30 protein-coding genes and 1 tRNA gene are annotated in these 23,421 nt (G+C 66.0%); 19 read left to right on the top strand and 12 right to left on the bottom strand.

Going from position 1 to position 23,421, the window contains the following annotated elements:
- Positions 1–122: 122 nt before the first annotated feature.
- The 12 genes from EPO41_RS05065 (at position 123) to EPO41_RS05010 (ending at position 12,206) form a co-directional block, all read left to right on the top strand.
- Positions 123–809 (top strand): CerR family C-terminal domain-containing protein, encoded by a 687-nt coding sequence (locus tag EPO41_RS05065; protein WP_296321332.1) that lies wholly within the window; start codon positions 123–125, stop codon positions 807–809.
- A 22-nt stretch (positions 810–831) separates the two neighbouring features.
- The gene (locus EPO41_RS05060) at positions 832–2,367 is read left to right on the top strand and encodes an efflux transporter outer membrane subunit (protein ID WP_296321329.1); all 1,536 of its coding nucleotides are present in this window, start codon (positions 832–834) and stop codon (positions 2,365–2,367) included.
- 58 nt (positions 2,368–2,425) lie between these two features.
- Positions 2,426–3,556 (top strand): efflux RND transporter periplasmic adaptor subunit, encoded by a 1,131-nt coding sequence (locus tag EPO41_RS05055; protein ID WP_296321325.1) that lies wholly within the window; start codon positions 2,426–2,428, stop codon positions 3,554–3,556.
- Between the two features lie 23 nt (positions 3,557–3,579).
- A complete protein-coding gene (locus EPO41_RS05050) occupies positions 3,580–6,678 on the top strand; it encodes an efflux RND transporter permease subunit (protein WP_296321322.1) in 3,099 nt (1,032 codons plus the stop codon).
- 69 nt (positions 6,679–6,747) lie between these two features.
- The gene (locus EPO41_RS05045) at positions 6,748–6,924 is read left to right on the top strand and encodes a hypothetical protein (RefSeq protein WP_296321318.1); all 177 of its coding nucleotides are present in this window, start codon (positions 6,748–6,750) and stop codon (positions 6,922–6,924) included.
- A gap of 34 nt (positions 6,925–6,958) precedes the next feature.
- The gene (gene dcd / locus EPO41_RS05040) at positions 6,959–7,513 is read left to right on the top strand and encodes a dCTP deaminase (RefSeq protein WP_295137439.1); all 555 of its coding nucleotides are present in this window, start codon (positions 6,959–6,961) and stop codon (positions 7,511–7,513) included.
- 12 nt (positions 7,514–7,525) lie between these two features.
- Complete coding sequence (gene murA / locus EPO41_RS05035) at positions 7,526–8,809, top strand: UDP-N-acetylglucosamine 1-carboxyvinyltransferase (protein WP_296321314.1); 1,284 nt, start codon at positions 7,526–7,528, stop codon at positions 8,807–8,809.
- Between the two features lie 5 nt (positions 8,810–8,814).
- Positions 8,815–9,240, top strand: coding sequence for a DUF2948 family protein (locus EPO41_RS05030; protein WP_296321311.1), 426 nt, complete (start codon positions 8,815–8,817; stop codon positions 9,238–9,240).
- Between the two features lie 48 nt (positions 9,241–9,288).
- Positions 9,289–9,969 (top strand): ATP phosphoribosyltransferase, encoded by a 681-nt coding sequence (gene hisG, locus EPO41_RS05025; protein ID WP_296321309.1) that lies wholly within the window; start codon positions 9,289–9,291, stop codon positions 9,967–9,969.
- Positions 9,959–11,257 (top strand): histidinol dehydrogenase, encoded by a 1,299-nt coding sequence (gene hisD, locus EPO41_RS05020; RefSeq protein ID WP_296321306.1) that lies wholly within the window; start codon positions 9,959–9,961, stop codon positions 11,255–11,257. The genes hisG and hisD overlap by 11 nt, the downstream gene beginning before the upstream one ends.
- Before the next feature lie 2 nt (positions 11,258–11,259).
- Entirely contained in the window at positions 11,260–11,748 is a 489-nt protein-coding gene (locus EPO41_RS05015; RefSeq protein WP_296321303.1) for a UPF0262 family protein, read from the top strand.
- A 14-nt stretch (positions 11,749–11,762) separates the two neighbouring features.
- Positions 11,763–12,206 carry an arsenate reductase ArsC gene (locus EPO41_RS05010; RefSeq protein WP_296321300.1) on the top strand — a complete coding sequence of 148 codons (444 nt, stop codon included), beginning with the start codon at positions 11,763–11,765 and terminating at the stop codon, positions 12,204–12,206.
- A gap of 10 nt (positions 12,207–12,216) precedes the next feature.
- On the opposite strand, the gene EPO41_RS05005 is transcribed toward EPO41_RS05010, so the two are convergent.
- From EPO41_RS05005 to EPO41_RS04995, 3 genes are all read right to left on the bottom strand, one after another.
- Positions 12,217–12,531 carry a hypothetical protein gene (locus tag EPO41_RS05005; RefSeq protein WP_295137451.1) on the bottom strand — a complete coding sequence of 105 codons (315 nt, stop codon included), beginning with the start codon at positions 12,529–12,531 and terminating at the stop codon, positions 12,217–12,219.
- 150 nt (positions 12,532–12,681) lie between these two features.
- Complete coding sequence (locus EPO41_RS05000; RefSeq protein WP_296321297.1) at positions 12,682–13,266, bottom strand: hypothetical protein; 585 nt, start codon at positions 13,264–13,266, stop codon at positions 12,682–12,684.
- Between the two features lie 17 nt (positions 13,267–13,283).
- On the bottom strand, positions 13,284–14,057 hold the full coding sequence (locus EPO41_RS04995) for a hypothetical protein (protein ID WP_296321295.1): 774 nt from the start codon (positions 14,055–14,057) through the stop codon (positions 13,284–13,286).
- 190 nt (positions 14,058–14,247) lie between these two features.
- On the opposite strand from EPO41_RS04995, the gene infA reads away from it, so the two are divergent.
- The 5 genes from infA to EPO41_RS04970 all read left to right on the top strand — a co-directional run bounded on the left by infA (position 14,248) and on the right by EPO41_RS04970 (position 16,560).
- Entirely contained in the window at positions 14,248–14,466 is a 219-nt protein-coding gene (gene infA, locus EPO41_RS04990; RefSeq protein WP_296321292.1) for a translation initiation factor IF-1, read from the top strand.
- A 3-nt stretch (positions 14,467–14,469) separates the two neighbouring features.
- Positions 14,470–15,051 (top strand): Maf family protein, encoded by a 582-nt coding sequence (locus tag EPO41_RS04985; protein WP_296321290.1) that lies wholly within the window; start codon positions 14,470–14,472, stop codon positions 15,049–15,051.
- On the top strand, positions 15,048–16,232 hold the full coding sequence (locus EPO41_RS04980) for a ribonuclease E/G (RefSeq protein ID WP_296321287.1): 1,185 nt from the start codon (positions 15,048–15,050) through the stop codon (positions 16,230–16,232). The genes EPO41_RS04985 and EPO41_RS04980 overlap by 4 nt, the downstream gene beginning before the upstream one ends.
- Positions 16,225–16,449 (top strand): DNA gyrase inhibitor YacG, encoded by a 225-nt coding sequence (yacG, locus tag EPO41_RS04975; RefSeq protein ID WP_296321285.1) that lies wholly within the window; start codon positions 16,225–16,227, stop codon positions 16,447–16,449. Before EPO41_RS04980 ends, yacG begins: the two co-directional genes overlap by 8 nt.
- 35 nt (positions 16,450–16,484) lie before the next feature.
- A tRNA-Phe gene (locus EPO41_RS04970) sits at positions 16,485–16,560 on the top strand.
- Between the two features lie 136 nt (positions 16,561–16,696).
- On the opposite strand, the gene EPO41_RS04965 is transcribed toward EPO41_RS04970, so the two are convergent.
- Genes EPO41_RS04965 through EPO41_RS04955 form a run of 3 tightly spaced genes read right to left on the bottom strand, consistent with a single transcriptional unit; the run spans position 16,697 to position 18,340 of the window.
- On the bottom strand, positions 16,697–16,960 hold the full coding sequence (locus EPO41_RS04965) for a hypothetical protein (protein ID WP_296321282.1): 264 nt from the start codon (positions 16,958–16,960) through the stop codon (positions 16,697–16,699).
- The gene (locus tag EPO41_RS04960) at positions 16,957–18,111 is read right to left on the bottom strand and encodes a tyrosine-type recombinase/integrase (RefSeq protein ID WP_296321278.1); all 1,155 of its coding nucleotides are present in this window, start codon (positions 18,109–18,111) and stop codon (positions 16,957–16,959) included. The genes EPO41_RS04965 and EPO41_RS04960 overlap by 4 nt, the downstream gene beginning before the upstream one ends.
- On the bottom strand, positions 18,083–18,340 hold the full coding sequence (locus tag EPO41_RS04955) for a hypothetical protein (protein WP_296321275.1): 258 nt from the start codon (positions 18,338–18,340) through the stop codon (positions 18,083–18,085). The genes EPO41_RS04960 and EPO41_RS04955 overlap by 29 nt, the downstream gene beginning before the upstream one ends.
- A 14-nt stretch (positions 18,341–18,354) precedes the next feature.
- Here EPO41_RS04955 and EPO41_RS04950 point away from each other — a divergent pair, with 14 nt between their 5' ends.
- Positions 18,355–18,663, top strand: a complete 309-nt coding sequence (locus EPO41_RS04950; protein ID WP_296321273.1) for a hypothetical protein — start codon at positions 18,355–18,357, stop codon at positions 18,661–18,663.
- Between the two features lie 31 nt (positions 18,664–18,694).
- Here the strand turns inward: EPO41_RS04950 and EPO41_RS04945 are convergent, their stop codons facing one another.
- From EPO41_RS04945 to EPO41_RS04925, 5 genes are all read right to left on the bottom strand, one after another.
- Positions 18,695–19,378 carry a hypothetical protein gene (locus EPO41_RS04945; protein WP_296321271.1) on the bottom strand — a complete coding sequence of 228 codons (684 nt, stop codon included), beginning with the start codon at positions 19,376–19,378 and terminating at the stop codon, positions 18,695–18,697.
- Between the two features lie 213 nt (positions 19,379–19,591).
- Positions 19,592–20,308 (bottom strand): hypothetical protein, encoded by a 717-nt coding sequence (locus tag EPO41_RS04940; protein ID WP_296321269.1) that lies wholly within the window; start codon positions 20,306–20,308, stop codon positions 19,592–19,594.
- 23 nt (positions 20,309–20,331) lie between these two features.
- Complete coding sequence (locus EPO41_RS04935) at positions 20,332–20,793, bottom strand: hypothetical protein (RefSeq protein ID WP_296321267.1); 462 nt, start codon at positions 20,791–20,793, stop codon at positions 20,332–20,334.
- Between the two features lie 101 nt (positions 20,794–20,894).
- Complete coding sequence (locus EPO41_RS04930; RefSeq protein WP_296321266.1) at positions 20,895–21,674, bottom strand: ImmA/IrrE family metallo-endopeptidase; 780 nt, start codon at positions 21,672–21,674, stop codon at positions 20,895–20,897.
- Positions 21,671–22,306: a helix-turn-helix transcriptional regulator gene (locus EPO41_RS04925; RefSeq protein WP_296321265.1), complete on the bottom strand. Its 636-nt coding sequence runs from the start codon at positions 22,304–22,306 to the stop codon at positions 21,671–21,673. The genes EPO41_RS04930 and EPO41_RS04925 overlap by 4 nt, the downstream gene beginning before the upstream one ends.
- 86 nt (positions 22,307–22,392) lie before the next feature.
- Here EPO41_RS04925 and EPO41_RS04920 point away from each other — a divergent pair, with 86 nt between their 5' ends.
- A complete protein-coding gene (locus EPO41_RS04920) occupies positions 22,393–22,626 on the top strand; it encodes a hypothetical protein (RefSeq protein ID WP_296321263.1) in 234 nt (77 codons plus the stop codon).
- 20 nt (positions 22,627–22,646) lie between these two features.
- Here EPO41_RS04920 and EPO41_RS04915 read toward each other — a convergent pair whose 3' ends face one another.
- A complete protein-coding gene (locus EPO41_RS04915) occupies positions 22,647–22,916 on the bottom strand; it encodes a hypothetical protein (RefSeq protein ID WP_296321261.1) in 270 nt (89 codons plus the stop codon).
- Positions 22,917–23,421: the final 505 nt, after the last annotated feature.

Here is a 23,421-nt window from a genome sequence, read left to right as displayed (position 1 = left end):
GACATCACCTTCCTGCTCTTGTCGGCATGCCTGAATTCGCGTGCATCAGGACAATATCTATCGATTGACACAGTGTATCGACTGATAGTAATTGGCTCGGGTCCGCACTGCTCAGGGTAGCGATGATCAATATTCAGACCACTGGACGTGGCCGTCCCGGGACCCAGGCGAGGGGCGAGGATACGCGTCGGCGCATCCTGGAAAAGGCGCTCGATCTTTTTGCCGCCCACGGATACGAGGGCGCCAGCACCCGGCAGATCGCCGAGGGCGCGGGCGTGAATCTCCCGGCCATCCAGTACTATTTCGGCAACAAGGAAGGTCTCTACCGAGCGATCATCGAGGATATCGTGGCCGACACGGAGCGGCACATGTCTGCGGTGCTGCCCCGCGTCCGAGCGGCGCTCGACGATCCGGAGGCCACGCCGGTCGAGCTGACCGAACTCCTGTGCCAGACGCTCGAAGCCTTCGTCACCGTGGTGACGAGCGGCCCGCAGGTCGAGAGCCGCCGCCTGATCTTCGCGCGTGCCGAGGTGGAAGAGACACCCGGCCTCGACCGGATGCACGAGAACGGAATGCGGCAGGTCTTCAATCCCTGTCTCGCTCTCTTTGCCCGGATCCATGGAAAGTCCGAGGGCGACCCGGAGATGACGATGCGCACGATGGCGCTGATCGGGCAGGTCGTCATCTTCTGCAACAACCACAAGCGCCCCATCCTCAAGGCGGTCGGTCTCGACGGCGAGAACGTCCAGTTGATGAAGCAGATCGTGCGCGAACAGACGCTCGCCATCTGCCGCGCCGTCGCGCCCTGAAAACAGTTTCGCGAGTACCAGCATGAACAGGCGGTCGCCCTTCCTCCTGGCCTTCACGGCTTTCCTCCTCGCCGGCTGCACCGCCGGTCCGGATTTCGTGAAGCCCGCCAAGCCGGCATCGACCGGTTACACGCCCGAGCCGCTCGCACTGCAGACCAGTTCCGCGGCCGGTCCCGGCGGTGCCGCGCAGACCTTCGTGCCCGAGCAGGACATCCCCGGCGAGTGGTGGGCTCTGTTCCAGTCGCCGCAGCTCGATGCGCTGATCAAGGAATCGCTGCAGGCCAATCCCGACGTCGATGCCGCGCAGGCGGCGCTGCGGCAGGCGCGGGAACTCTACTTCGCCCAGCAGGGCAGCCTGTTCCCGACCCTGGGCGCCAATGGCTCCGGCCAGCAGCAGCTCGCCTCTCCAGCTTCGCAGGGGCAGGCGGGCTCCGCGGCCATGTTCGGCGTCACCTCGGCGTCGCTCAGCATCTCCTATTCGCCCGACGTGTTCGGCGGCGTGCGGCGTCAGGTCGAATCCCGGGAGGCGGCCGCAGAGAACCAGCGCTTCCAGCTCGAAGCGACCTATCTAACCCTCTCCTCCAACGTCGTCGTCGCCGCGATCAACCTCGCGTCGCTGCAGGCCCAGATCGGCGCGACCCGGGACATCATCAACATCCTCAACAACTCGCTGGGTGTCGTGCGTCGCCAGTTTGACCTGGGCGGCGCCTCACGCGCCGACGTGCTGGCCCAGGAGGCGGCGCTGACGCAGACCCAGGCGACCCTGCCGCCGCTGCAGAAGCAGCTCGCGCAGCAGCGCAATCAGCTCATGCGGCTGGTCGGCCGCTCGCCGGACCAGGATCGTGGCGAAAGCTTCGATCTCGCCAAGCTGAAGCTGCCGCAGGAGCTGCCGCTCAGCCTGCCCTCGCAACTCGTCGAGCAGCGGCCCGACGTGAAGGCGGCCGAGGCCCAGCTTCATGCCGCGAGTGCCGATATCGGCGTCGCCGTCGCCAACCAGATGCCGCAGTTCACCATCACCGGCTTGCTGGGCTTCACATCCGGGGGCCTCGGCTCGCTGATCGTGCCGGGCTCGGGCGTGTGGAGCATCGGTCTCGGCATCGCGCAGACCGTGTTCGACGGCGGCAAGCTCGACCATCAGCGGCAGGCCGCGATCGCCGCCTATGAGCGCGCGGCCGCGCAGTATCGCGGCGTCGTGCTGTCGGCATTCCAGGATGTCGCCAACGCCCTGCGTGCCGTGCAGTACGATGCCGATACGCTGCGTGCCCAGGTCGCCGCCGAGCAGACTGCAGCGGCGAGCCTCAGGCTCTCCGAGCAGCAGTACCAGCTCGGCGCGGTGAACTACCTGATCCTGCTCAACGCGCAGCAGACCTACCAGACCGCCATCATAAACCGGCTGCGCGCGCAGGCTGCGCGCTATGCCGACACCGCCGCGCTGTTCCAGGCGCTGGGCGGTGGTTGGTGGAACCGGACGGACGTCGATCCGAAATCGATGGGTAAGCCCACGCGCTTCGCGCTGCCGCCCGTCCAGGACATCAAGCTGCCGCGCGCCGGTCACTGACCAGCCGCGCTCCCTCCAATCCGAATCAAGTCATCCTGATCAGCTCAAGAGGCATACGATGATCAAGCGAATGCTCATCATGCTCATTCTCGTCGGTGCGGTGCTCGGCGGATTGTTCGGCTTCAAGACCTTCGTCAACGGCAAGATCAAGGAAGCCATGGCCGGCATGGCCAACATGCCCCAGACCGTTTCGGCTACCAAGGCCGAGACCAGCGACTGGCAGCCGAAGATCGATGCGGTCGGCACGCTGCGCGCCGTGCGCGGCGCGGAACTGTCGCTCGAAGTGCCGGGCGTGGTCGAGACGATCACCTTCCAATCGGGCGACGAGGTGAAGGAGGGGCAGGTGCTGCTGACCCTGCGCAAGGAAGACGAGGAGGCCCGGCTTCAGTCGCTCGAGGCGACGGCGCAGCTCGCGCAGATCACCTACGACCGCGACGTGAAGCAGCTCAAGGCGCAGGCGATCAGCCAGGCCATCGTCGACAACGACGAGGCCAACCTGCGCAATGCCCGCGCCCAGGTCGCCGTCCAGAAGGCGGTCCTCGACAAGAAGACGCTGCGGGCACCGTTCGACGGCAAGCTCGGCTTGCGCCAGGTCGATCTCGGCCAGTTCCTCGCGGCCGGCACCATGATCGCCACCCTGCAGTCACTGAATCCGATTTACGTCGACTTCCTGCTGCCCCAGCAGGCCGTGGCGCAGATCGCGGTCGGCGACAGGGTGAGGGCCAGGATCGATGCCTTCCCGGGTCACACGTTCGAAGGCAAGATCACCGCCATCAATCCGAAGATCGAGACGGGCAGCCGCAACGTGCAGGTGCGCGCCACCTTGCCGAATGCGGACCAGAAGCTGATGCCCGGCATGTTCGCCGCGGTCGAGCTGGACACCGGCGCGGCGCAGCGCCTGGTCACGCTGCCGCAGACGGCGGTGAGCTACAATCCCTACGGCTCGCTGGTCTATGTCGTCGACGACAAGGGCAAGGGCGCCGAAGCGAAGCCCGAACTCGTTGCCCGACAGGTCTTCGTCACGACGGGCGCCACGCGCGGCGACCAGGTGGCGATCCTGAAGGGCGTGTCCGAGGGCGACACTGTGGTCACCTCCGGCCAGATCAAGCTGCGCAACGGGGTGCCGGTTGTGGTCAACAACAGCGCTCTGCCGACCAACGACGCCGCCCCGAAGATCGTCGACAAGTAGCCAGCCCCGCAGGACATCGTCCCATGAAGTTCACCGACATCTTCATCCGCCGTCCGGTTCTGGCGAGCGTCGTGAGCCTGCTGATCCTGGTCGTCGGCCTGCGCGCCATCGGCGCCCTGCCGGTGCTGCAGTATCCGCGCACCGAGAATGCCGTCGTGACGATCACCACGACCTACTATGGCGCCGATCCCGACGTGATCGCCGGCTTCATCACGACGCCGCTCGAGCAGGCGGTCGCCCAGGCCAATGGCATCGACTACATGACGTCGACCAGCCAGAGCGGCGTCAGCACCATCACAGTCTACCTGCGCCTCAACTACGATTCGAGCAAGGCGCTGACGGAGATCAACACCAAGGTGAACTCGGTATTGAACCGGCTTCCGACGGGGACTCAGCAGCCCGTGCTGACGGTGAAGGTCGGCCAGACGATCGACGCGATGTATATCGGCTTCAACAGCAAGGAGCTGGCGCCCAACCAGATCACCGACTACCTGGTCCGCGTCGTGCAGCCCAGGCTGCAGGCGGTCGAAGGTGTGCAGACGGCCGAGTTGCTGGGTGCCAAGAACTTCGCGCTGCGGGCCTGGCTCGACCCGCAGAAGCTCGCCGCCTATGGCCTGACCGCGGCCGATGTCGGCCAGGCGCTGACGGCGAACGACTACATCGCCGGCCTCGGCACGACCAAGGGTCAGATGGTGCAGGTCACCCTCAAGGCCTCGACGGCGCTCAGCTCGCTGAAGGAGTTCCGCAACCTGGTGCTGAAGCAGGACAAGGGCGCGATCGTCCGGCTGAGCGACGTGGCCAACGTGACGCTGGGGTCCGACGACTATGAATCGGAAGTGAGCTTCGACGGCCAGAAGGCGGTCTATATCGGCATCCAGGTCGCGCCGGCCGCCAACCTGCTCGACGTGATCAAGGGCGTGAAGGATGTCTTCCCGGAGATCCAGGCGCAGCTTCCGCAGGGCCTGAACGGGCAGATCATCTACGATTCGACGGAGTTCGTGAACAGCTCGATCGAGGAGGTGATCCGCACGCTGGTCGAGGCGCTGGTGATCGTGACCCTGGTGGTCTTCGCCTTCCTGGGATCGGTCCGCTCGGTGATCATCCCGGTGATCGCCATTCCGCTGTCGCTGATCGGCACCTTCGCCATGATGGCCGCCTTCGGCTTCTCCATCAATCTGCTGACCCTGCTCGCGCTGGTATTGGCGATCGGCCTGGTGGTCGACGACGCCATCATCGTGGTCGAGAACGTGAACCGCCATCTCGAGGAGGGGCAGAAGCCTTTCCCGGCCGCGATCCAGGCGGCGCGCGAGCTGGGCGGGCCGATCATCGCCATGACCGTGGTCCTGATCGCGGTTTACGTGCCGATCGGCTTCCAGAGCGGCTTGACGGGGGCCTTGTTCACCGAGTTCGCCTTCACCCTGGTTGGCGCCGTCACGATCTCCGCGATCGTGGCGCTGACTCTCTCGCCCATGATGTGCTCGTTGATGCTGAAGCCGCACGGTCACGACGACCGTGGCCTGGAAGCGCGCCTGATCCGTGGTATCGACCGCGTCTTCGATGGCCTGCGGCGCGGCTATTCCCGCTGGCTGACCGGAAGTCTCAACTATCTCCCGGTCACGGCGACCTTCGCCGTGCTGGTACTGGGCAGCATCTACTTCCTCTACACGGCCACCAGCAGCGAGCTGGCGCCGCAGGAGGACCAGGGCATCATCATCGGCTTCGCGACATCGGCGCCAAACTCGACGATCGACCAGCGCCAGATCTACTCGCGGGAGATCTACAAGATCGGCGCCAGCCATCCGGAGACCGATCACGTCTTCCAGCTCGACGTGCCGGGCCAGTCGATCGCGGGCTACGTGCTGAAGCCGTGGGACAAGCGCACCATGACCTCGAACCAGCTGCAGCCGATCGTGCAGCAGGAGCTGGCGGGGATCGCCGGTGCGCAGGTCGTGGCCTTCCAGCCGCCGCCGCTGCCGGGCTCCACCGGCCTGCCGATCCAGTTCGTGATCAACACGACGGGCGGCTTCGAGGCGCTGAACGACGTGGCGCAGAAGTTCCTGCAGGAAGCGCTCGCCACCGGCCGCTTCATCTTCCTCAACACCGACCTGAAGATCGACGCGCCCCAGGCCACGGTCGTGATCGATCGCGACAAGGCCTCGGCGCTCGATCTGAAGATGAGCGACATCGGCGGCGCCCTGGGCTCGATGCTGGGCGGCGGCTACGTCAACTACTTCGCCCTCGACGGCCGTTCCTACAAGGTGATCCCGCAGGTCCAGCAGTCGTCGCGCCAGAACATCGACCAGATCCTCGACTATCACATCAAGGCCGCCGACGGCACGACGGTGCCGCTGTCCACGGTCGCGTCGATCGCCACCAAGGCGATCCCGCAGTCGCTCAACCATTTCCAGCAGCTCAACAGCGCCACCATCCAGGGCGTTGCCTTCCCGGGCGTGTCGCAGGCCGAGGCGTTGCAGACGCTGAAGGAGCTGGCGCAGCGCACGCTGCCCCAAGGCTACTCGATCGACTATGGCGGCGCGTCTCGTCAGTACGTGCAGGAAAGCGGTGGCTTCATCGTCACCTTCGGCTTCGCGCTGATCATTATCTACCTGTCGCTCGCGGCGCTGTTCGAGAGCTTTCGCGATCCGCTGATCATCCTCTTCTCGGTGCCGATGTCGATCGCAGGAGCGCTCATCTTCCTGATGGCGCTGAGCACGGTCGGCATGCCGGGGGCGACGCTGAACATCTATACCCAGGTCGGCCTGGTGACCCTAATGGGCCTGATCAGCAAGCACGGCATCCTGATCGTCGAGGTGGCGAACGAGCTGCAGGAGGCCGGCAAGTCGCGGCGCGAGGCCATTGTCGAGGCCGCTTCGATCCGTCTGCGGCCGATCCTGATGACCACGGCGGCGATGGTCCTCGGCGTCGTGCCGCTGATCGTGGCCACCGGCGCCGGCGCCCTGTCGCGCTTCTCGATGGGCCTGGTGATCGCCAGCGGCCTGGCTGTCGGCACCCTGTTCACCCTGTTTGTGGTACCGGCCGTCTACCTGATGCTCGCGGCCGACCATTCGAGGAAGCGGGGCGCCGGCGAGCATGTCGAGGCCGTCCCGGCGGCGGGCGACTGAAGGTTCAGGGCGGCCGGGGCAGCAGACAAGGCTGCCCCGACAGGCCCCCGATAGTGTATCCTCCGGGCCATGACGGCCCCCTCGAAACTCGTCCCGGAGAAGGACGCACGAGCCGAACGGCTCGCCGCCGCCCTGCGCGAAAACCTGAAGCGGCGCAAGGCGCAGGCGCGCGCCAAGGGGGAGGCCCCGAAACCGCCGGGTCCGGGCCAGGGTATTGATCCGACCGCCGGCAAGACCGGCGGTTGAGCCGACCCCCTCCCTCGTTTAGAAGCGCCCCCACATGAGCATTCTCTCGGACCGCTGGATTCGCCGCATGGCGCAGGAGAAGGGCATGATCGAGCCCTTCGTCGACGCCCAGAAGCGCGAAGGCGTCATTTCATACGGCCTGTCGTCCTATGGCTACGATGCCCGTGTCGGCACCGACTTCAAGATCTTCACCAACGTCAATTCGTCGGTGGTCGATCCCAAGGACTTCGACCAGCAGAGCTTCGTCGACCGCAACACCGAAGTCTGCATCATCCCGCCCAATTCCTTCGCGCTGGCCCGGACAGTCGAGTATTTCCGCATCCCGCGTGACGTGCTGGTGATCTGCGTCGGCAAGTCGACCTATGCACGCTGCGGCATCATCGTGAACGTGACGCCGCTGGAGCCGGAGTGGGAGGGGCACGTGACCTTGGAATTCTCCAACACCACGCCGCTGCCCGCGAAGATCTACGCCAACGAGGGCGCCTGCCAGTTCCTCTTCCTCCAGGGCAACGAGCCCTGCGAGGTTTCCTATCGCGACAAGGCCGGCAAGTATCAGGGCCAGCGCGGCGTCACCCTGCCGAAAATCTGAGCGGAGGCGACCATGGACAGAATTCGCATCAGGGGCGGCCGCCAGCTCAAGGGCCAGATCCGCATTTCCGGCGCCAAGAACGCGGCCCTGCCGCTGATGGTGGCGTCGATGCTGAGCGACCAGCCGCTCACCCTCCACAACGTGCCGCGCCTTGCCGACATCACCACCATGATCCAGCTGCTGCGGCAGCATGGCGTGGAAATCACTGCCACCGCCGGGGAGAACGGCCACAGCCACGGCACCACGATGGTGCTGAAGGCGTCGGACATCACCTCGACCACTGCGCCCTACGACATCGTGCGCAAGATGCGCGCGTCGATGCTGGTGCTGGGCGTGCTGCTGGCGCGCGAGGGCCAGGCCAAGGTCTCGCTGCCGGGCGGCTGCGCGATCGGCGCGCGGCCCGTGGATCTGCACATTGCCGGCCTCCGGAAGATGGGCGCGGAGATCGACATCGACGGCGGTTACATGGTCGCCCGGGCGCCGAAGGGCCTCAGGGGCGCGCGCTACACCTTCCCGAAAGTGTCGGTCGGCGCCACCGAGAACCTGATGATCGCGGCCGCGCTCGCCAGGGGCACGACCGTGCTCGACAATGCCGCGCGCGAGCCCGAGATCGCCAACCTCGCCGAATGCCTGTCGGCGATGGGCGTGCCGGTGGCCGGCATCGGCACGGAGACACTCACCATCGAGGGCGTGACCTCGTTCAACGCCATCGAGCACGCGGTCATCCCCGATCGCATCGAGACCGGCACCTATGCCATGGCCGTCGCCATGACGGCGGGCGACGTCGAGCTGATCGGCGGCCGGGTCGACCTGATCGATACGGTGGCCGCCAGCCTGCGTTCTGCCGGCGTCACGCTGGAGAACACCGAGAAGGGCATGCGCGTGCACCGGACCAACGGCGCGCTGCACGGCGTCGACGTGATGACGGAGCCCTTCCCGGGCTTCCCGACTGATCTCCAGGCGCAGATGATGGCGCTGATGACGCGGGCCGAGGGCGCCTCGATGATCACCGAGACGATCTTCGAGAGCCGCTTCATGCATGTGCCGGAACTGGCGCGCATGGGAGCCAATGTCACCATCCATCACCAGTCGGCCCTGGTCCGCGGCGTGCCGAAACTGCGCGGTGCGGAGGTGATGGCGACCGACCTGCGCGCCTCGGTGTCGCTGGCGATCGCCGCCCTGTCGGCCGAGGGCGACACGATGCTCCACCGCGTCTACCACCTCGACCGCGGTTTCGAGCGCCTCGAGGAGAAGCTCAGCGCCTGCGGTGCCGACATCGAACGGCTGAAGGGCTGAAGCGCGTGACGGCCAAGCTGAAACTTAGCGCGCTCGACGCCGACGACCTGGCCATCATTTCGGCCGCCGTCCAGGACGCGCTGGTGGCGGTTCGCGACTGCGCCTACCTGAAGGATGAAAGCCGCTTCGTCCTGCTGCTCAACCGGTTCCGGTGGGAAGCCGATCCGGAGCAGGGAACCGGTCATACCAGGACCCATTCCGCTCTCGTTTTCAACGAGGTGACGGCGGTGCGGCACCATGACATCCCCACGGCTGAGCCCGACCGGATGCTGGAACTGCTCGCGGTGGTGCTGGAAAACGAGCATTCAGTCCTGCTGCGCTTTTCGGCCGGCCGGGCCATACGGCTGGAAATCGGCCGTCTCGCATGCCATTTGGGAGATGTCGGGGAGCCTTGGCCCACCCCGTGGAAGCCCGCCCACCCGGTCGAATAGCCTTTCGGCTCCGGCGAGGGGCGGGCATTCGTTACTGGAGAACCTGTCGTGTCGAGCGAGGCTAACGAGAAGCTCATTCTGGCGCTGCCCAAGGGTCGCATCCTCAAGGAAGCGGCCCCTGTGTTCGCGCGTGCCGGCATCGAACCGGAGGCGGCCTTCGCCGATCCCGATGCCCGCCAGCTCCGCTTCACGACCAACCATCCCGACCTCGACATCATCCGTGTCCGCTCCTTCGACGTGGCCACTTTCGTAGCTTTCGGCGCCGCCCATCTCGGCATCGCCGGCGCCGACGTGCTGATGGAATTCGACTATCCGGAGATCTACGCCCCGATCGACCTCGGTATCGGCAAATGCCGTCTCGCCGTCGCCGAACCAGTCGAGATGGCCGGCAAGGACGATCCGAGGCGCTGGAGCCACGTGCGCATCGCCACCAAGTATCCCGAGGTGACCCGCCGGCACTTTGCTGCGCGCGGCGTGCAAGCGGAGTGCGTCAAGCTTTCCGGCGCGATGGAGCTGGCGCCGTCGCTCGGACTCAGCCACCGCATCGTCGACCTCGTCGATTCCGGCCGCACGCTGAAGGAGAACGGGCTGGTCGAGATCGAGCACATCGCCGACATCACCTCGCGTTTCATCGTGAACCGCGCCGCCCTCAAGACGCGGCCCGAGCGGGTCGGCCACTGGATCGACCGTTTCCGCGAAGTCGCCCTCGGGGTGCCCCGTGCCGCTTAGGCTCGACGCTTCGGCGCCGGGCTTCGAGAAGGAATTTTCGGCTTTCCTCGGGCGCAATCGGGATACCGACGAGAATGTCGACCGCGTCGCTGCCAGCATCGTGGCCGACGTGCGCGCGCGCGGCGATGCCGCCGTCGTCGACTACACGGCGAAGTTCGACTGGGCCGGCATCACGGCGGCCAACATGCGCGTGTCCGACGCAGAGCGCGATGCCGCGGCGGCGCAGGTGCCGGCCGCGCAGCGCGAGGCGCTGGCCTTCGCCGCCCGGCGCATCGAGGCTTTCCACCGCGCGCTGATGCCCCAGGATGTCGATTTCACTGACTCTACGGGGACGCGGCTCGGTGCGCGCTACCGCCCGGTCGATGCGGCCGGTGTCTATGTGCCGGGCGGCACGGCGGCCTACCCGTCCTCGGTGCTGATGAACATCGTGCCAGCCAAGGTCGCAGGGGTTCGCCGCATCGTCATGGTGGTGCCGACACCCGGCGGGACACTCAATCCGCTGGTCATGCTGGCAGCCGGCATCGCCGGCGCCGACGAGATCTGGCGTATCGGCGGCGCGCAGGCCGTGGCGGCGCTCGCCTACGGCACGCAATCGATCAAGCCGGTCGACAAGATCACCGGGCCGGGCAACGCTTATGTCGCCGCCGCCAAGCGACGTGTGTTCGGACAGGTCGGTATCGACCTCATCGCCGGTCCCTCCGAGATCCTCGTGGTCGCCGACCGGCACAACGATCCGCAGTGGATCGCGGCCGATCTCCTGTCGCAGGCCGAGCACGATCCGTCCTCGCAGTCGGTGCTGATCGCCGACGATGCCGCCTTTGCCGACGCCGTCATGCGGGCCGTCGAGGCCGAGCTGAAGACGCTGGCGCGTGCCGGAATCGCCTCGGCGAGCTGGCGTGACAATGGCGCCGTGATCCTCGTGCCCGATTTCTCGGCCGCGCCGGCCATCATCGACGCCATCGCCGCCGAACATGTCGAGCTCGCCATGGAGATGGCGGAGGCCGAGGCGCTGTCGCAGAAGCTGCGCCATGCCGGCGCGATCTTCCTCGGCCGCCACACGCCCGAGGCGATCGGCGACTATGTCGCCGGCACCAACCATGTGCTGCCGACCTCGCGCGCCGCGCGTTTCTCCGGCGGCCTGGGCGTCGCCGACTTCCTGAAGCGGACATCGCTGGTCGCCTGTACGCCGCAGTCGCTGGCCGCCCTCGGCCCGTCCGCCGTGGCGCTCGCCGATGCCGAAGGGCTCGGCGCCCATGGCCGGTCGGTTTCGCTCCGGCTGGGCCGCTAGCCATGACGGCCGGGACGACCGACAGGACGCGGCGCATCGTCGACGTCGTGCTGGACGAGGAATCGGTCGCCCGCCGCACGCCTGAGGTGGAGCACGAGAGAGCCGTCGCGCTGTTCGACCTGATCGAGGAGAACGACTTCCATCTGGTCGGCGGCCAGCCCGGGCCCTATCGCCTGAGAATCGGCATCTTCGAGCAGCGCCTGGTGTTCGACGTGCGCAACGAGTCCGACGAAAAGCTGCGCGACATCGTGCTGTCGCTGACGCCGTTCCGCAAAGTCGTGAAGGATTACTTCCTGATCTGCGAGAGCTATTACGCCGCCATCAAGAAGCTGGGGCCGGCGCAGATCGAAGCGCTCGACATGGGCCGGCGCGGCCTGCACGACGAAGGCTCGGAACTGCTGCGCGAGCGGCTCGACGGCAAGATCGAGGTCGACCACGACACGGCCCGGCGGCTGTTCACCCTGATCTGCGCCCTGCACATCAAATCGTGAGCGGGGAGGGGTGGATGACCGGATTGCCGTCCAGCCTGCTCTTCGCCTGCAGTGAGAACTCCGTCCGGTCGCCGATGGCCGAGGCGCTGGCCAAGCGACTCTACGGGCAGATGGTCTATATCGATTCGGTCGGCGTGCGCGCGAGCGAGGTCGACGGATTTGCGGTCGCCGCCCTCGACGAGATCGACATCGACGTCCACCGCCACCACGCCAAGACCTTCGATGACGTCGATGCCGCGTCGTTCGAGCTGATCGTCACCCTGTCGCCGGAAGCGCATCATAGTGCGCTGGAATTCACGCGCGGGACGGCGGCCGAGGTCGAGTACTGGCCGATGCCCGACCCCAGCGCGGTGGAGGGATCGCGGGAGACGCGGCTCGATGCCTACCGCCATACCCGCGATCAGGTCCTGGCCAGACTGAAGGCGCGCTTCGGGATTCCGATCACGCCCTCGGTCTGACCGTCTCGGCTTAGCGCTGGGTGACGTGCCCGGCCGGGTCGAGGGTGATCAGGTAGTAGGTGTCGCCCTTGAGGGCCTGGCCCTCCCAGCTTCCATCCTTGTTGCGCAGCAGCATGGTGACGCCGTTGTAGCCGGCATCGTGAATCTGCTGTCGCGCGATGGCGCCTTCGGCGGTCGGCGTCCAGTTGGGCGCGGTCGTCGGCGTGAAGATCCTGTTGGGCTCGGTACCGGGCTCGCGACCGGTGGGCATGCCTTGCGCCTGGACCGCATTCGTCGCGAGAACCGCGGCGCCGACCAGTGAGAATGCAAGCAATGTCCGGTTCATGATGTCTCTCCTCAGGTGCGAAGCGCTGCCACACTGGAGCGCCTTCGCCCGGGATCATTTCCGGACCGGATTGTGGGCCGATTGTGGCGGCGGCGCGCCCGTGCCTGCAGGCGAGCCTCCCGCTGTGCACGAGCGCGTGTAAGGACAGCGTCAGCGGGTGCTGTCGGAACCCGCGTACCAGGCAGCGCGATGCGAGCTGTGACGCGGCACCGGCAGGTTGACGAGATCCATGAACACCGACGCGCCGCCGTCGGCGCCCGCGAGGTCGCCCTCGAGTACGTCGACGTCGAAAGTGAGCTTGTCACCCTCGAGCTTCGGCGACTTCAGCGTGACGACGGCGTCCACGACGCTGGCCTTCGCCTTGTTCAGCACCGACACAGTGGCGTTGGGCGGATCCTTCGCGAACGAGTTGGGCGCCTTGAGCGTCCACTCCTCGAGCACGTGCGCCAGCATCGCATGGCCGGCCGAACGCACGGGGCGGTCGGCGAACACGATGACGCTGGGCGCGATTCCGTCGAGGATCAGCTTGTTGTCCTGCAGCTTGGCGCCCCGTGCGTTCAGCACGAACATCGAGGGGATGAGGCGCGGATGGCGCGCGGCGCCGACGACCTTGGGCAGGCCTTGCACCGACGACGCGGCGGGCGCCGCCGGTTGGGTCTGCGCGGCGGCGCCGAAGGCGAGGCCGAGCGTGGCGGCGACGGTCGCGAGAGCGACGGAGAGACGGAAAGATTGCATGATCATCACCGTGCGGCTCAGTAGCAGGGCAGGAGAGGCGGCTTGCCGCAGCTCGGCGCATTGTAGCGCTGCTGGTAGCGCGGATCGATGTCGGGCGGCGGGGGCGCGCCGGCGCCGCTGTTGTATCCACCGCCGCCTCCGCCACCGGCATAGGGATAGGGATTGACGGGTTCCGTCGGCGAGGGATTCGACCAGCCGCTGAACGTGCTCGTGCCATTCGGATCACCGATCGCCGGCGTCTCGCCGCCGGTCGTCTGGCTCTGGCCGTAGTACTGCGCGCCGTGCGAGCCGATGCCGAACCAGATCGTGTCGATGAACACCGAGGCGGGACCGTCCGCGGCGCCCAGGCTGCCCTCGAGCACTTCGACGTCGAAGGTGAGCTTCTCGCCCTCGAGCTTCGCGGTCTTCAGGGTCACCACCAGGTCCGACACGCTTCCGCCGTCCTTGTTGAAGACGGAGACCGTGGCGTTCGGCGGATCCTTGGCGAAGCTGCCGGTGCGCCAGATGTCGGCCATGTCGGGTGTCACCATGTGACCGACCGAGCGCTTCGGCCGGCTGGTGAACAGGGTTGCGGTGGGCAACACGCCGTCGAGGACCAGCTTCTGGCCGTCGAGCTTCGCGGCGCGGGCATTGATGACGATCAGGGCCGACGAATACTGCCGCTTGGCCGGCTTGCCGATCGTCTTCTGGGCCGGATGGGTGATCGCGTTGGGCGCCGCCGCGGGAGCCGGCGACGTCTGGGCGAATGCCAGCGCCGGCGCCAGGAGCAGGGCGGCCACAAGGCCCGACATGCACGTTGAGTTCATCTTTTGCTGGTCCTTCTTTCCCGGGCGTCCGCAGCCGCGCCCTGTATAAGGGAGCAGGGCTCTCGTGAGAAGGCCGGCCATCCCCGCCGCGCCACCCGCGCCGCCATTGACTTAGCCCTTCCTGCGGCCCATTTTCCGGCCGCTTTCCCAGAATTTCACCCCAGCCGGAGGCCGGATGGCCAAAGAAGACTTGATCGAATTTACGGGCGTCGTGTCAGAGTTGCTGCCCAATGCGATGTTCCGCGTGAAGCTCGACAACGACCACGTCATTCTCGCCCACACCTCGGGCAAGATGCGGAAGAACCGCATCCGCGTTCTGGCAGGCGACCGCGTCACCGTCGAGATGACGCCCTACGACCTGACCAAGGGCCGCATCACCTTCCGCTTCAAGTAGGCGTTGCGCGCCTCGCCGATCCCCCCGCTCGTACTGGCCTCCGCGTCTCCGCGACGGCTCGACCTGTTGCGACAGGTCGGCCTCGAGCCTGCGATAATCGACCCTGCCGACATCGACGAGACGCCCGGGACGGGCGAGCTGCCGCGCGCCTATGCGCTGCGCATGGCGCGGGCGAAGCTTGCGGTTGTGAGGGAGCGCCATGCCGGCGCCCTCGTGTTGGCGGCCGACAGCGTCGTGGTCTGCGGTCGCCGCATCCTGCCGAAGACGGAGGAAGAGGCCGAGGCACGGGATTGCCTTGCGAGGCTGTCGGGCCGCCGCCATCGCGTGCTGGGCGGCGTCGCCGCGGCCGGTCCCGACGGCCGTGTGCGCACGCGCCTCGTCGAGACCATCGTTCGCTTCAAGCGCCTCGAGGCGGCCGAGATCGATGCCTATCTTGCGACCGGCGAGTGGCAGGGCAAGGCCGGCGGCTATGCCATCCAGGGCCGGGCCGCGGCCTTCGTCGCCTTCCTGTCCGGCTCCTACAGCAACGTCGTCGGATTGCCGCTGTTCGAAACCGTGGCGCTCCTCAAGGTCGCTCTACCGTGAGCGGCGTCGATCGTCTTGTCTGCCATGTGCTGCCCACGGCGTTCCTGATGGCGCTGGTGACGGAGGGCCGCCTGGTCGAGCTGCAGGTCGCTCGCCGCGACAGGCCTTCGAGGGTCGAGAGCATCTTCCTCGGCCGCCTGGAGCGCGTGATGCCCGATCTCGATGCGGCCTTCGTCGACATCGGCATCGATCGCGCGGGGTTCCTGCGCGCCGAGGACCTTTCCGGCATCGATGGCTGGCCGCCGCTCGGCGCGCCGATCCTCGTGCAGGTGCGCAATGACGGTGACGGCGACAAGGGTCCGCGCCTTTCGATGAACGTCGCCATCAGCGGTCGCTATCTCGTCTACCATCCCAATGGTGCCGGCGTGACCTTCTCCCGCCGCATCGAGGGAGAACTGGAGCGCGACCGGCTGCGTGGCCATGTCGAGGGGCTGCTGGACGGCGGGATCGTGCTGCGCACCGCCGCGGCGGGTGCCACCGCCGGCGTGCTGCAGGCCGACGCCACGCGCGTGCTCGAACGGTGGGAGAAGATCCGGCGCCTGGCCCTCGACGTCGAGCCGCCGGCCGACCTGTCGTCGCGCATCCCGGGCGAGGGCGATCCGATTGCGCGGGCCTTGCGCGATCATGGCGCGGGCCTCGAGGAGGTCATCCTCGACGACCGCGCCATGGCGCGCACGCTGCAGGACAGGATGGACCGGCTGGGCGAGAAGATCCGCGTGCGCTGGCACAACGGGACCATGCCGGCCTTCGACATCGACGATGTCGCAGGGCAGATCGACACCGCGCTGGCGCCGCGCATCGCCTTGCAGAGCGGCGTTGAAGTGCTGTTCGAACCGGGCGAGACGCTGTGCGCCGTGGACGTCGACAGTGCCAGTGCCGGCGGCCGTCAGGGCCGCGCGCCGCGCCGGCCGGTCGACGTCAACCTGGAGGCGGCGCCGGCGATCGCCCAGCAGCTCAGGCTGCGCAACATCGCGGGCGCGGTGGTGATCGACTTCGTGACGATGCGCAGCGCCTACGACCGCGACAAGGTGCAGGCGGTGCTGGCCGAGCATCTGGCGAGCGACCCTGTGCCCACCCAGATCTACGGTTTCACCCGGCTCGGCCTGTTCGAGTTGACCCGCGCGCGGCGCGGCCCGACCCTGGCGGCCCAGCTCGAAGCGCTGGAAAAGAGCGATGACTGACCGATCCCCGCCGCTGCGCGCCGTGCGCATCGAACCGAAATGCCCGACCTGCGGAAAGCCCTCGGACCCCAAGTACAAGCCGTTCTGCCGCAAGCGCTGCGCCGACATCGATCTCGGCCGCTGGCTGAAGGAAGGCTACCGCGTGCCGACCGACGAGGCGCCCGGCGAGGAAGACCTCGACGAGAGGGGCGGCGGTGCGTCTGGACAGCGGAGCTAGCCCATCCTATAAGCCCGGCCGCCAACGAACGATGTGCCCAGGTAGCTCAGTTGGTAGAGCATGCGACTGAAAATCGCAGTGTCGGTGGTTCGACTCCGCCCCTGGGCACCATTCGTTTTGTGCCGTTAGATCAGAGACTTAGGTCTCATCTCCGAAGCCGCCCTTGAGGGGCGGTTTTGCATTTTAGACACCTTCGCTCGCCGTTTTAGACATCGGTCTTGTTCTGTTCACGTTCCTGCCGAGGCTTCTATAGCAGCGGACCGTATTCTGCTTTGGCCCACGCGATGACGGCGTCTTCCTGCTCCTTGGTCGCTCCCGGCATGTCGACATCGATCGAAACGCCGTCCTTTGCCGGATCGTGTTCGAGGGCAAGCAAGATGCCGCCGCGACGGATCTCCTTTGCTCCCCGCCTGAGTTCCACCTTCATCGTCCAACCGTGCTTCGCCTTGCCTTCTGCCCACCAGGGAAAGGCCTCTTCGAGTCGCTTCTTCCGCTCTTCGTTGTCGCTCATCGCTTGCTCCGATGTTTCCGATTGAGTGCCCGCGTCGCCTTGTCGGCCTGCCGGCTCTTATTGCCGCCCTGCTCATAGATTAGGCTCGCGGCGTCGCTTTCATGGGCCATCATGCGCTTCCGGGCCTCGCGCTCGATTCCGAGGTCGTAGAGTTCGTTTCCGAGGGAGTGGCGCAGCCCATGGATGTTGAGGCCCTTCTTGACCTTGCCCTCTTCGGCCAGCTCCCGACATAGCCGGTTGATCATCGTCCGTAGGCCGTCCGCGGTGTAGGGCTCGCCGGCCTCGTTCACGACCAGCGTCTTGGCCTCGGGATTGACGCCCACTTCGTCCAGCAGGGCGATGAGCGGGTCCGGGGCGAGGACGTTGGTGATCTTCCTGCCCTTCCTTGTCTTGCGGCGCGTGTAGATCAGCCGCGGGCGCTGCCAGACGGAAGGCGGCTGGTGGGTGATGTCTCCCGTCGGCCAGCCGGCGAAGCGCCCCAGCCCCAGCGCCAGGACGATTCCGCGCCATCCGCGCTCCCGGGCGCCGTCGACCATCGCGGCGAACTCGGTATCCGCCCAGGGACGGTGTTGCGCCTCGAGGTCTTCAGGTCGCTCCAGGTCGGGCACGCCCTTGGCGGTGTTCACGGTCAGGTGGCCGTAGAGGATGCCCCACGAGAACATCGTCGAGAGGACGGTGACCGCATAGTTGCCCGTCCAGAAGCCGAACGCCTTGCCGACCTTGTTGCGGATCTTCACCACGTTGGGCGTGTCGATCGCCGGCAGCATGAGCGTCCCGAGGTCGAGCTTGAGAGCCCGGCGCAGATAGCCCTGCTTCGGGTCGATCATGCGCTCGTAGCTTTTGCGGGTGGCCGGGGAGAGCTGGAGCCATTCGGGGGAGGGATCGCGCTTCGGCCGGCCGTCCGTACCGGGAATGCCGCGCCACGCTTCGATCAGGTCGAGGAGAGAGCCGGCCTTTGCCTTGGGCTTCGGAAGCGCCGCCAGCTTCGCCTTGATCGCCTCGACGCGGGCGGCGAACTCCTGCGGCTGCTTGTTGGGATCGAGGCGGTGCCCGGCCTCGTCGGTGATCGCCTCGCCGCTGGCGCGCAGGTAGTAGTACGTCGTGCCGTTGCTGACGTAGCGCTTAATGCCCGAGATGTGGACCGTCGTCATCCAGCAGCCTTCCCAGCGCCTCCGGGGTCTGAACCTCCCGCGGGCCGCCGCTGGCGTCAATCCAGTCGTCCAGGGACTTGCGGGTGAACCTCAGCTCGCCCCCGGTGGTCCGGGTGTCGAGGTGAGGCACGACCAGAGCCACGAACTTGGCGGCCGGCATGTTGTCCAGATAGGCGCGCGCCGTCAGCGGCTTCATCAGGGCGGGCCAGTCGCGGACGGGTTTGCTCATGGTATGCTTGCTTCATGGCCGGCTATGAGAAAGTGGTTCCCACGACCTTCGACTCGGCCGCAGACCGAATCCGGGACAGCATCGATCATCTCCATGAGATCGGAGAACCGCTCGATGCCTGGCAGTCGGATACCCTCGCGCGAGCCTTGGCCTACCTCCAGACGGGTAACTACGCGCTGGCCATCGATGCCGCCTTTAGGGCCTGCCGGCCGCAACTCTATCGGACCAAGGCGGCCGAAATCGCCTTCAGTGGTAGCCCGACGGTCACGATTGCCGAGGTGCGGGCGAGCTTCGAAGAGGCCGAGAACAGGCCTCTTCGCTAACTGTAGGGACGGCGGGGTCGGCACGGACTGCTTAGTTCGCCGCCGTGGCGTAGGCCTTGCGCAGCACGCGAAGGGCCTTGTTGAGCGAGCTGATGAGATCGGCGTTCGTGCTCTCGTCGGCGAGGTCGATCGCGTGCTCGATCCGGCAAAGGGCATCGTCGACCGTACGCGTCGGCGCGGCGACGAGCGCGTTGGATGCCGCATCGAAGGCCTGCTTTGCGCGCTCCATCCGGGCGTCGGCGTCCTTCTCGGCTTGGGTGCTGTCCCGAGGCGCCTCCTTGGGCCTCGCGAGCATTGCGGCATCCTCGGCGTCGCCCGCATCGCACACCTCCTTCCAGCCCTTCACGTAAGCTTCCCACAGGGGCCGCAGGCGCGACTGGACACGGCGGCGCGGCTGGGGGGCGGGCGCGTCCTGGGGCTTGAGCACGTCCTTGAAGACGTCCGGCAGCAGGCCCTTGGGACAGTCGCCGCGCTCGTCGAGCAGCTTCACCTTGATGGCGATGCCCTCGGGCTCGACCGTGCGGGCCTGCAGGATACGGTCCACCGCCTCGGCGTAGATCGCGCTCGTGCGCTCTTCGTCGTCCTCGTTGTAGCCGGCGCGGGCGGCCTCGTAGGCGGTCCAGAGGTCGCGCATCTGGGCGCCGCTGAGCAGCGGGGCCGGCTGGGCGACGGACTGGCCTGGGATCGGGTGAAAGGCGGTCAAGGTATCGGGCATCGTTCTCTCCTCGCTAGGCAGCTTGTTTGGCGGATTGGGTCCATTCACTCGGTCGTGCCTCGGGCGCGCGGACCCGGCGCACCCATTCGGCCTCGGCCTCGACGGGCGTGGGCTTCGGCTCGGAGCCGGCGCCACATGCGATGCACTCGACGAAGTATTGGCGGGCGGACTTCTGGCGAAGGCCGCCGGCGCGCTGGCAAAAGGGGCAGCTCTTCACGCCGCTGCCTGCCTGTCGATGCCCAAGCCTGCGCGCAGGTCACGGATCAGGTTGAGGACGATCTGCTCGGCAGCCCGCGGCGAGTCCTCCTCGATCTCCTCGATTTCGGCGAGGCGTTCGAGCTTCAGCAGCATCTCGGACGGGGTGCGCGCCGGGGCCTCGAGGAACCGTTCGTTTGCCGCGTGATAAGCGTCGACGAGGGGGCCATCCTCGGGTGCGCCGTCCTCGTTCACCGCATCCTCGGCGGCCTTGAGCTGAAGGCGAAGGGATAGCAGGTCTTCGCCCGTTCCAAGCGGCTGCGCGTGCGTGGGGTGCTTCAGCTCGCGCGCGGCGTCGGTGATCTTGTCGGCGCGTCCACGGGCGGCATCAAGCTCGTCGCTGGCGATGCCGAGCAACAGGTAGAGTTTGGAGGAGATGCCGTCCAGGCGGATATCTCCGCTCCTCTTTTTGGCGTCCTCGGCCATAACGTCCAGTTCGTCAACCAAGCCCCACACCAAATCGCAGGACGTCTTGGCGCGGCGCATGCCGATCTCGATCTGGTCGGCTTCGTGAAAGATCATGCTGGGCAGTACGCGGGCCGTTTCAGCGCTGGCGAGGGCCGCGATCGTGGCGGACGGGCCTGCCTGCCTGCCGTGCTTCGGGGTCTTCTTGCGGCAGCCAGCCTTGCTGGATGGCTCTGCAGGCGAGGTCAGGCTGATCAATGAATCGGGCACGGCGGTTCTCCTTCGGTTGTGAACTAGGCGGCGAGGGGCTGGTCGATGAGGGCGCGGGCGTCGCGATAGGCGCGGACCGCTTTCAGAAAGCCGGCCCAGAGGTAGCGGCGGCGGGCGAGCCATGCGGCGCGGCGGGCAGCCGGCCAGTCACGCCATGCCTTCGCGTCGAAGGGCGCGCGCTTCTCGCTCTCATGGGTCTGGAGGTGGGACAGCCAGATCAGCGCCGTGGCTGCCTTCGCCTCGTGGGGATACTGGCCGCGCTCTTCGCAGCTTGGGTCTTCGATGCGGTCGAAGGAGATGTTCAGCTCGCGCTCGATCCGGGCGAAGTCACGGCTGCGGTGCTGGACCTCGGCGTGACAGACCGCGACGGCCCATGTCCGGAAGTTCTGGCCGGTCAGCTCGTGAGACGGCAGCGGGCGGCGGTGAAGCGCGATGCGCTGGGCGACTGTGAAAGTGGCCGGGGCGGTGAAAAGCGTGTCGGGCATGGTTGCCTCTCGAGAGAGTGACCGCGGGCCAAACGTCCCGCCGTCTCGCAACCCTTGTACAAATACTGTACAGTAGTGTCAAAGGAATTTGTACAGTCGCCTTACGAATTCATCGGGCTGTGTAAAAAATCACCGCGGCTGGTCGAGAGAATTTTAGATCCAGCGGCGCTGCGACGGATCAAGCCCATGCCCTCAAGCCGAATGCACATTGCCTGCTTCGAGACCTCGAACTTCCAGGCAAGTGGCGCGGCAATTTCCTCGAAGCGCTTCTCGCATTCGCTGGCAAAAAGGCTTCGGGTAAGGATCGAATCCGCTCTGGTGCTCATCCACAGTGATCGCAGCTCTGGTGAGCCGTGCCCGAAAACATCGAATACGAAAGGAGGCTTCGATCCCCAAGCGTCCGACACACGATCTCCTGGGAGCAGAAGAAAAGAAGCAAAATACTCAGCCTGACGCTCTATGGTGGGCATCTTCTGACGTCCAGGATCCCTGCAGATAATAGGCGGCTGTTTGCTCTTTTTCTGGCTCTGAAGCACCTTGCCGCGATGTAGACGCCAATGGCCAATCTCGTGCGCCACGCTGTACCTAAAGCGCCCGAGGCGATGTGGGAAGAGGCTGGGATCAAGGCTGTGGTCAATTAGAATTCGATTGTTCGAGAATTCCATCGCACCAAGAATTTCCGACGAGGCACCTGATTTTGGTCTCTTAAAGTAGGCGTGGAGATCCATGAATTCGAGGGTAAGCCCCAGCTCATTTGTCGCGATGTCTGTCACGGGAACCGGTGATGGCACATTCGATCCAATCGTGTCCGCATACTCCCCCAACAGCACGTTTGCTCGCTGCTCAACCTGTGGAAGGGTGAGTGATGGTACTTGGATCATGGCTTAGATTTTGCCACCTCTTCCGCGATCTGTTCTAGGCGTTCCGCCACCTTCTCGGGTGGCAGGTCACGCGTTGTGCGCAAAAGCGCCTCCACAACAGGTCGAGAATTGGGGTTTCTAATTAGGGCAAACCATTCGGCGTCGCGGCGAGCGCGAGCTACTAGATCCTCTCCTTCAAGTCCTAGCGTCCGAGCAATCTTGCGTAGAACATCGTCTGTTGGCCGGTGATCATCGCTCTCCACTTTAGAAAGCAGCGCGGCCTTGAGGCCTACTATTTTGGCGAGAATTTCAACGTCTATGCCCCGTGCCTCTCGCGTGGCTCGAATGTACGCGCCGAGCCGTGCTGCGTCATCGACGTGGCCCGATCGTGTGGGCGGAGGAGCAATTGCGGGCTTTCGCTGGGGCGGCAGGAGGCCGTCGAGTTCCGCGTGAGTTATAGGGGGGTCCCCCCGGCCGACCAGATGGGGGCGGATAAGGTCGATCAGTTCGACCGGCATGTAGGGCTTTTTGTACGAATCTTCGTAGTACTGGTACCTGCTGGCGTCCCAGCCGATCAGCCGCGCGAGTTCGCGCAAACCGACGGCGCGCTCGCGGATCGTCTTCAATTTTCGGGCATTTTCTGATCGACTCATGGCCCGACCATTGTCGGTCTGTGGTCTGTACAAATGCTGCACAATGAATTTTGACAAATCCGGCGGGATGTGTACAAATCTGTCCTATGCAAACCGACACCGGACAGTCGCCCGCCGATCAGATCATTGGAGCCTTCGGCGGAATAAGGGCGATGCAACGCGCACTACGCGAGAAGCATCCCAATCTGGTGAAAAACTGGTCGACAAGCGGCCGAATCCCGCATTACCGCGAAGATCAAATTCGCCGGGCAGCCGCCGAAGGTCGAATCAACCTTCCCGAAGGCGCCATGTTGCAGCTCTTTCCGAAGTTGGCTGCATGAGCGCGTTCGGGCGGCCGCCTCTACTTCAGGTCTTCTCGATTCCAGCCGACAAGCTGCGAATCCATGATCACCTTGGCGATCCGGAAGGTCGGATGGCTCGGGTTCTCGCTGGCCAGAGCTTCCAATGCCGTCGTGGCGTTGGCGATGACCCGGAGCGAGTCTTTCTCCTTGAGGACGCCGCGTCGCTCCAGCGTCCCCATCATCTCGACGATCAACAGCCACCCACACAAGCCGACGGCAAAATCGACGGCGAAGGACTCGGCCGACGTGTCTTTCTTCTTCCTCGGCATGATCACGCCTCGACTTGTTTGCAGGAGCGGGAGGCCTCTTCGGATCCCGTAAGACGACCGCGGCACATGCACGGTCCGATGGTGGGCCGCGGGCTCTTGGCCAAGGCGGCTCGATCAACGGCCATCGGATGGGTTGGGAGGCGCCGCGGCTTTAAGGCGGGGACCAATGGCGGCGACGCCTCCCGTATGCGACGCGCTGTGGCAGCTATTGCCGGGCGTCGCAGTCTCGAATTTTGCGCCACCTTGCCGGGTGGTCGCGTGCGGCCATCGGGCCGCTGTCTCTTCACGCTGCGCTTTCAGGCTTCCAACCAGGCGCCGCGCGATCTCTCCAACGGAAACGAACCGACCTTCGCGATCTCCTTCGGGGTGACTGCTGTGCATGCACCAGAACCTAGGAGCATGCATGTCCAAGAGGTTGGACCAGGAGTCCAAGGCCGTGGAATCTAACGCCCAAATCCCTGACCTGATGTGGCGGGCCTGTCCGCCACAGCGAGATCGGAAGAGC

This window comes from Reyranella sp. (genome assembly GCF_004297265.1).
Taxonomy (GTDB): Bacteria; Pseudomonadota; Alphaproteobacteria; order Reyranellales; family Reyranellaceae; genus Reyranella.
This window is presented reverse-complemented; position numbering and strand designations above follow the sequence as displayed.

Excerpts from the sequence above, each read along its gene's own strand:
- murA (WP_296321314.1), top strand. The coding sequence starts at position 7,526 with ATGGACAGAATTCGCATCAGGGGCGGCCGCCAGCTCAAGGGCCAGATC.
- EPO41_RS04945 (WP_296321271.1), bottom strand. The coding sequence starts at position 19,378 with ATGCCCGATACCTTGACCGCCTTTCACCCGATCCCAGGCCAGTCCGTC.
- EPO41_RS05005 (WP_295137451.1), bottom strand. The coding sequence starts at position 12,531 with ATGAACCGGACATTGCTTGCATTCTCACTGGTCGGCGCCGCGGTTCTC.
- EPO41_RS05010 (WP_296321300.1), top strand. The coding sequence starts at position 11,763 with ATGACCGGATTGCCGTCCAGCCTGCTCTTCGCCTGCAGTGAGAACTCC.
- EPO41_RS04920 (WP_296321263.1), top strand. The coding sequence starts at position 22,393 with ATGCAAACCGACACCGGACAGTCGCCCGCCGATCAGATCATTGGAGCC.
- EPO41_RS04960 (WP_296321278.1), bottom strand. The coding sequence starts at position 18,111 with ATGACGACGGTCCACATCTCGGGCATTAAGCGCTACGTCAGCAACGGC.
- EPO41_RS04965 (WP_296321282.1), bottom strand. The coding sequence starts at position 16,960 with ATGAGCGACAACGAAGAGCGGAAGAAGCGACTCGAAGAGGCCTTTCCC.
- EPO41_RS04935 (WP_296321267.1), bottom strand. The coding sequence starts at position 20,793 with ATGCCCGACACGCTTTTCACCGCCCCGGCCACTTTCACAGTCGCCCAG.
- dcd (WP_295137439.1), top strand. The coding sequence starts at position 6,959 with ATGAGCATTCTCTCGGACCGCTGGATTCGCCGCATGGCGCAGGAGAAG.
- yacG (WP_296321285.1), top strand. The coding sequence starts at position 16,225 with ATGACTGACCGATCCCCGCCGCTGCGCGCCGTGCGCATCGAACCGAAA.
- EPO41_RS04995 (WP_296321295.1), bottom strand. The coding sequence starts at position 14,057 with ATGTCGGGCCTTGTGGCCGCCCTGCTCCTGGCGCCGGCGCTGGCATTC.
- EPO41_RS05000 (WP_296321297.1), bottom strand. The coding sequence starts at position 13,266 with ATGCAATCTTTCCGTCTCTCCGTCGCTCTCGCGACCGTCGCCGCCACG.
- EPO41_RS04950 (WP_296321273.1), top strand. The coding sequence starts at position 18,355 with ATGGCCGGCTATGAGAAAGTGGTTCCCACGACCTTCGACTCGGCCGCA.
- EPO41_RS05060 (WP_296321329.1), top strand. The coding sequence starts at position 832 with ATGAACAGGCGGTCGCCCTTCCTCCTGGCCTTCACGGCTTTCCTCCTC.
- EPO41_RS04925 (WP_296321265.1), bottom strand. The coding sequence starts at position 22,306 with ATGAGTCGATCAGAAAATGCCCGAAAATTGAAGACGATCCGCGAGCGC.
- EPO41_RS04930 (WP_296321266.1), bottom strand. The coding sequence starts at position 21,674 with ATGATCCAAGTACCATCACTCACCCTTCCACAGGTTGAGCAGCGAGCA.
- infA (WP_296321292.1), top strand. The coding sequence starts at position 14,248 with ATGGCCAAAGAAGACTTGATCGAATTTACGGGCGTCGTGTCAGAGTTG.
- EPO41_RS05065 (WP_296321332.1), top strand. The coding sequence starts at position 123 with ATGATCAATATTCAGACCACTGGACGTGGCCGTCCCGGGACCCAGGCG.
- EPO41_RS04915 (WP_296321261.1), bottom strand. The coding sequence starts at position 22,916 with ATGCCGAGGAAGAAGAAAGACACGTCGGCCGAGTCCTTCGCCGTCGAT.
- EPO41_RS05045 (WP_296321318.1), top strand. The coding sequence starts at position 6,748 with ATGACGGCCCCCTCGAAACTCGTCCCGGAGAAGGACGCACGAGCCGAA.
- EPO41_RS04955 (WP_296321275.1), bottom strand. The coding sequence starts at position 18,340 with ATGAGCAAACCCGTCCGCGACTGGCCCGCCCTGATGAAGCCGCTGACG.
- EPO41_RS05050 (WP_296321322.1), top strand. The coding sequence starts at position 3,580 with ATGAAGTTCACCGACATCTTCATCCGCCGTCCGGTTCTGGCGAGCGTC.
- EPO41_RS05015 (WP_296321303.1), top strand. The coding sequence starts at position 11,260 with ATGACGGCCGGGACGACCGACAGGACGCGGCGCATCGTCGACGTCGTG.
- EPO41_RS05055 (WP_296321325.1), top strand. The coding sequence starts at position 2,426 with ATGATCAAGCGAATGCTCATCATGCTCATTCTCGTCGGTGCGGTGCTC.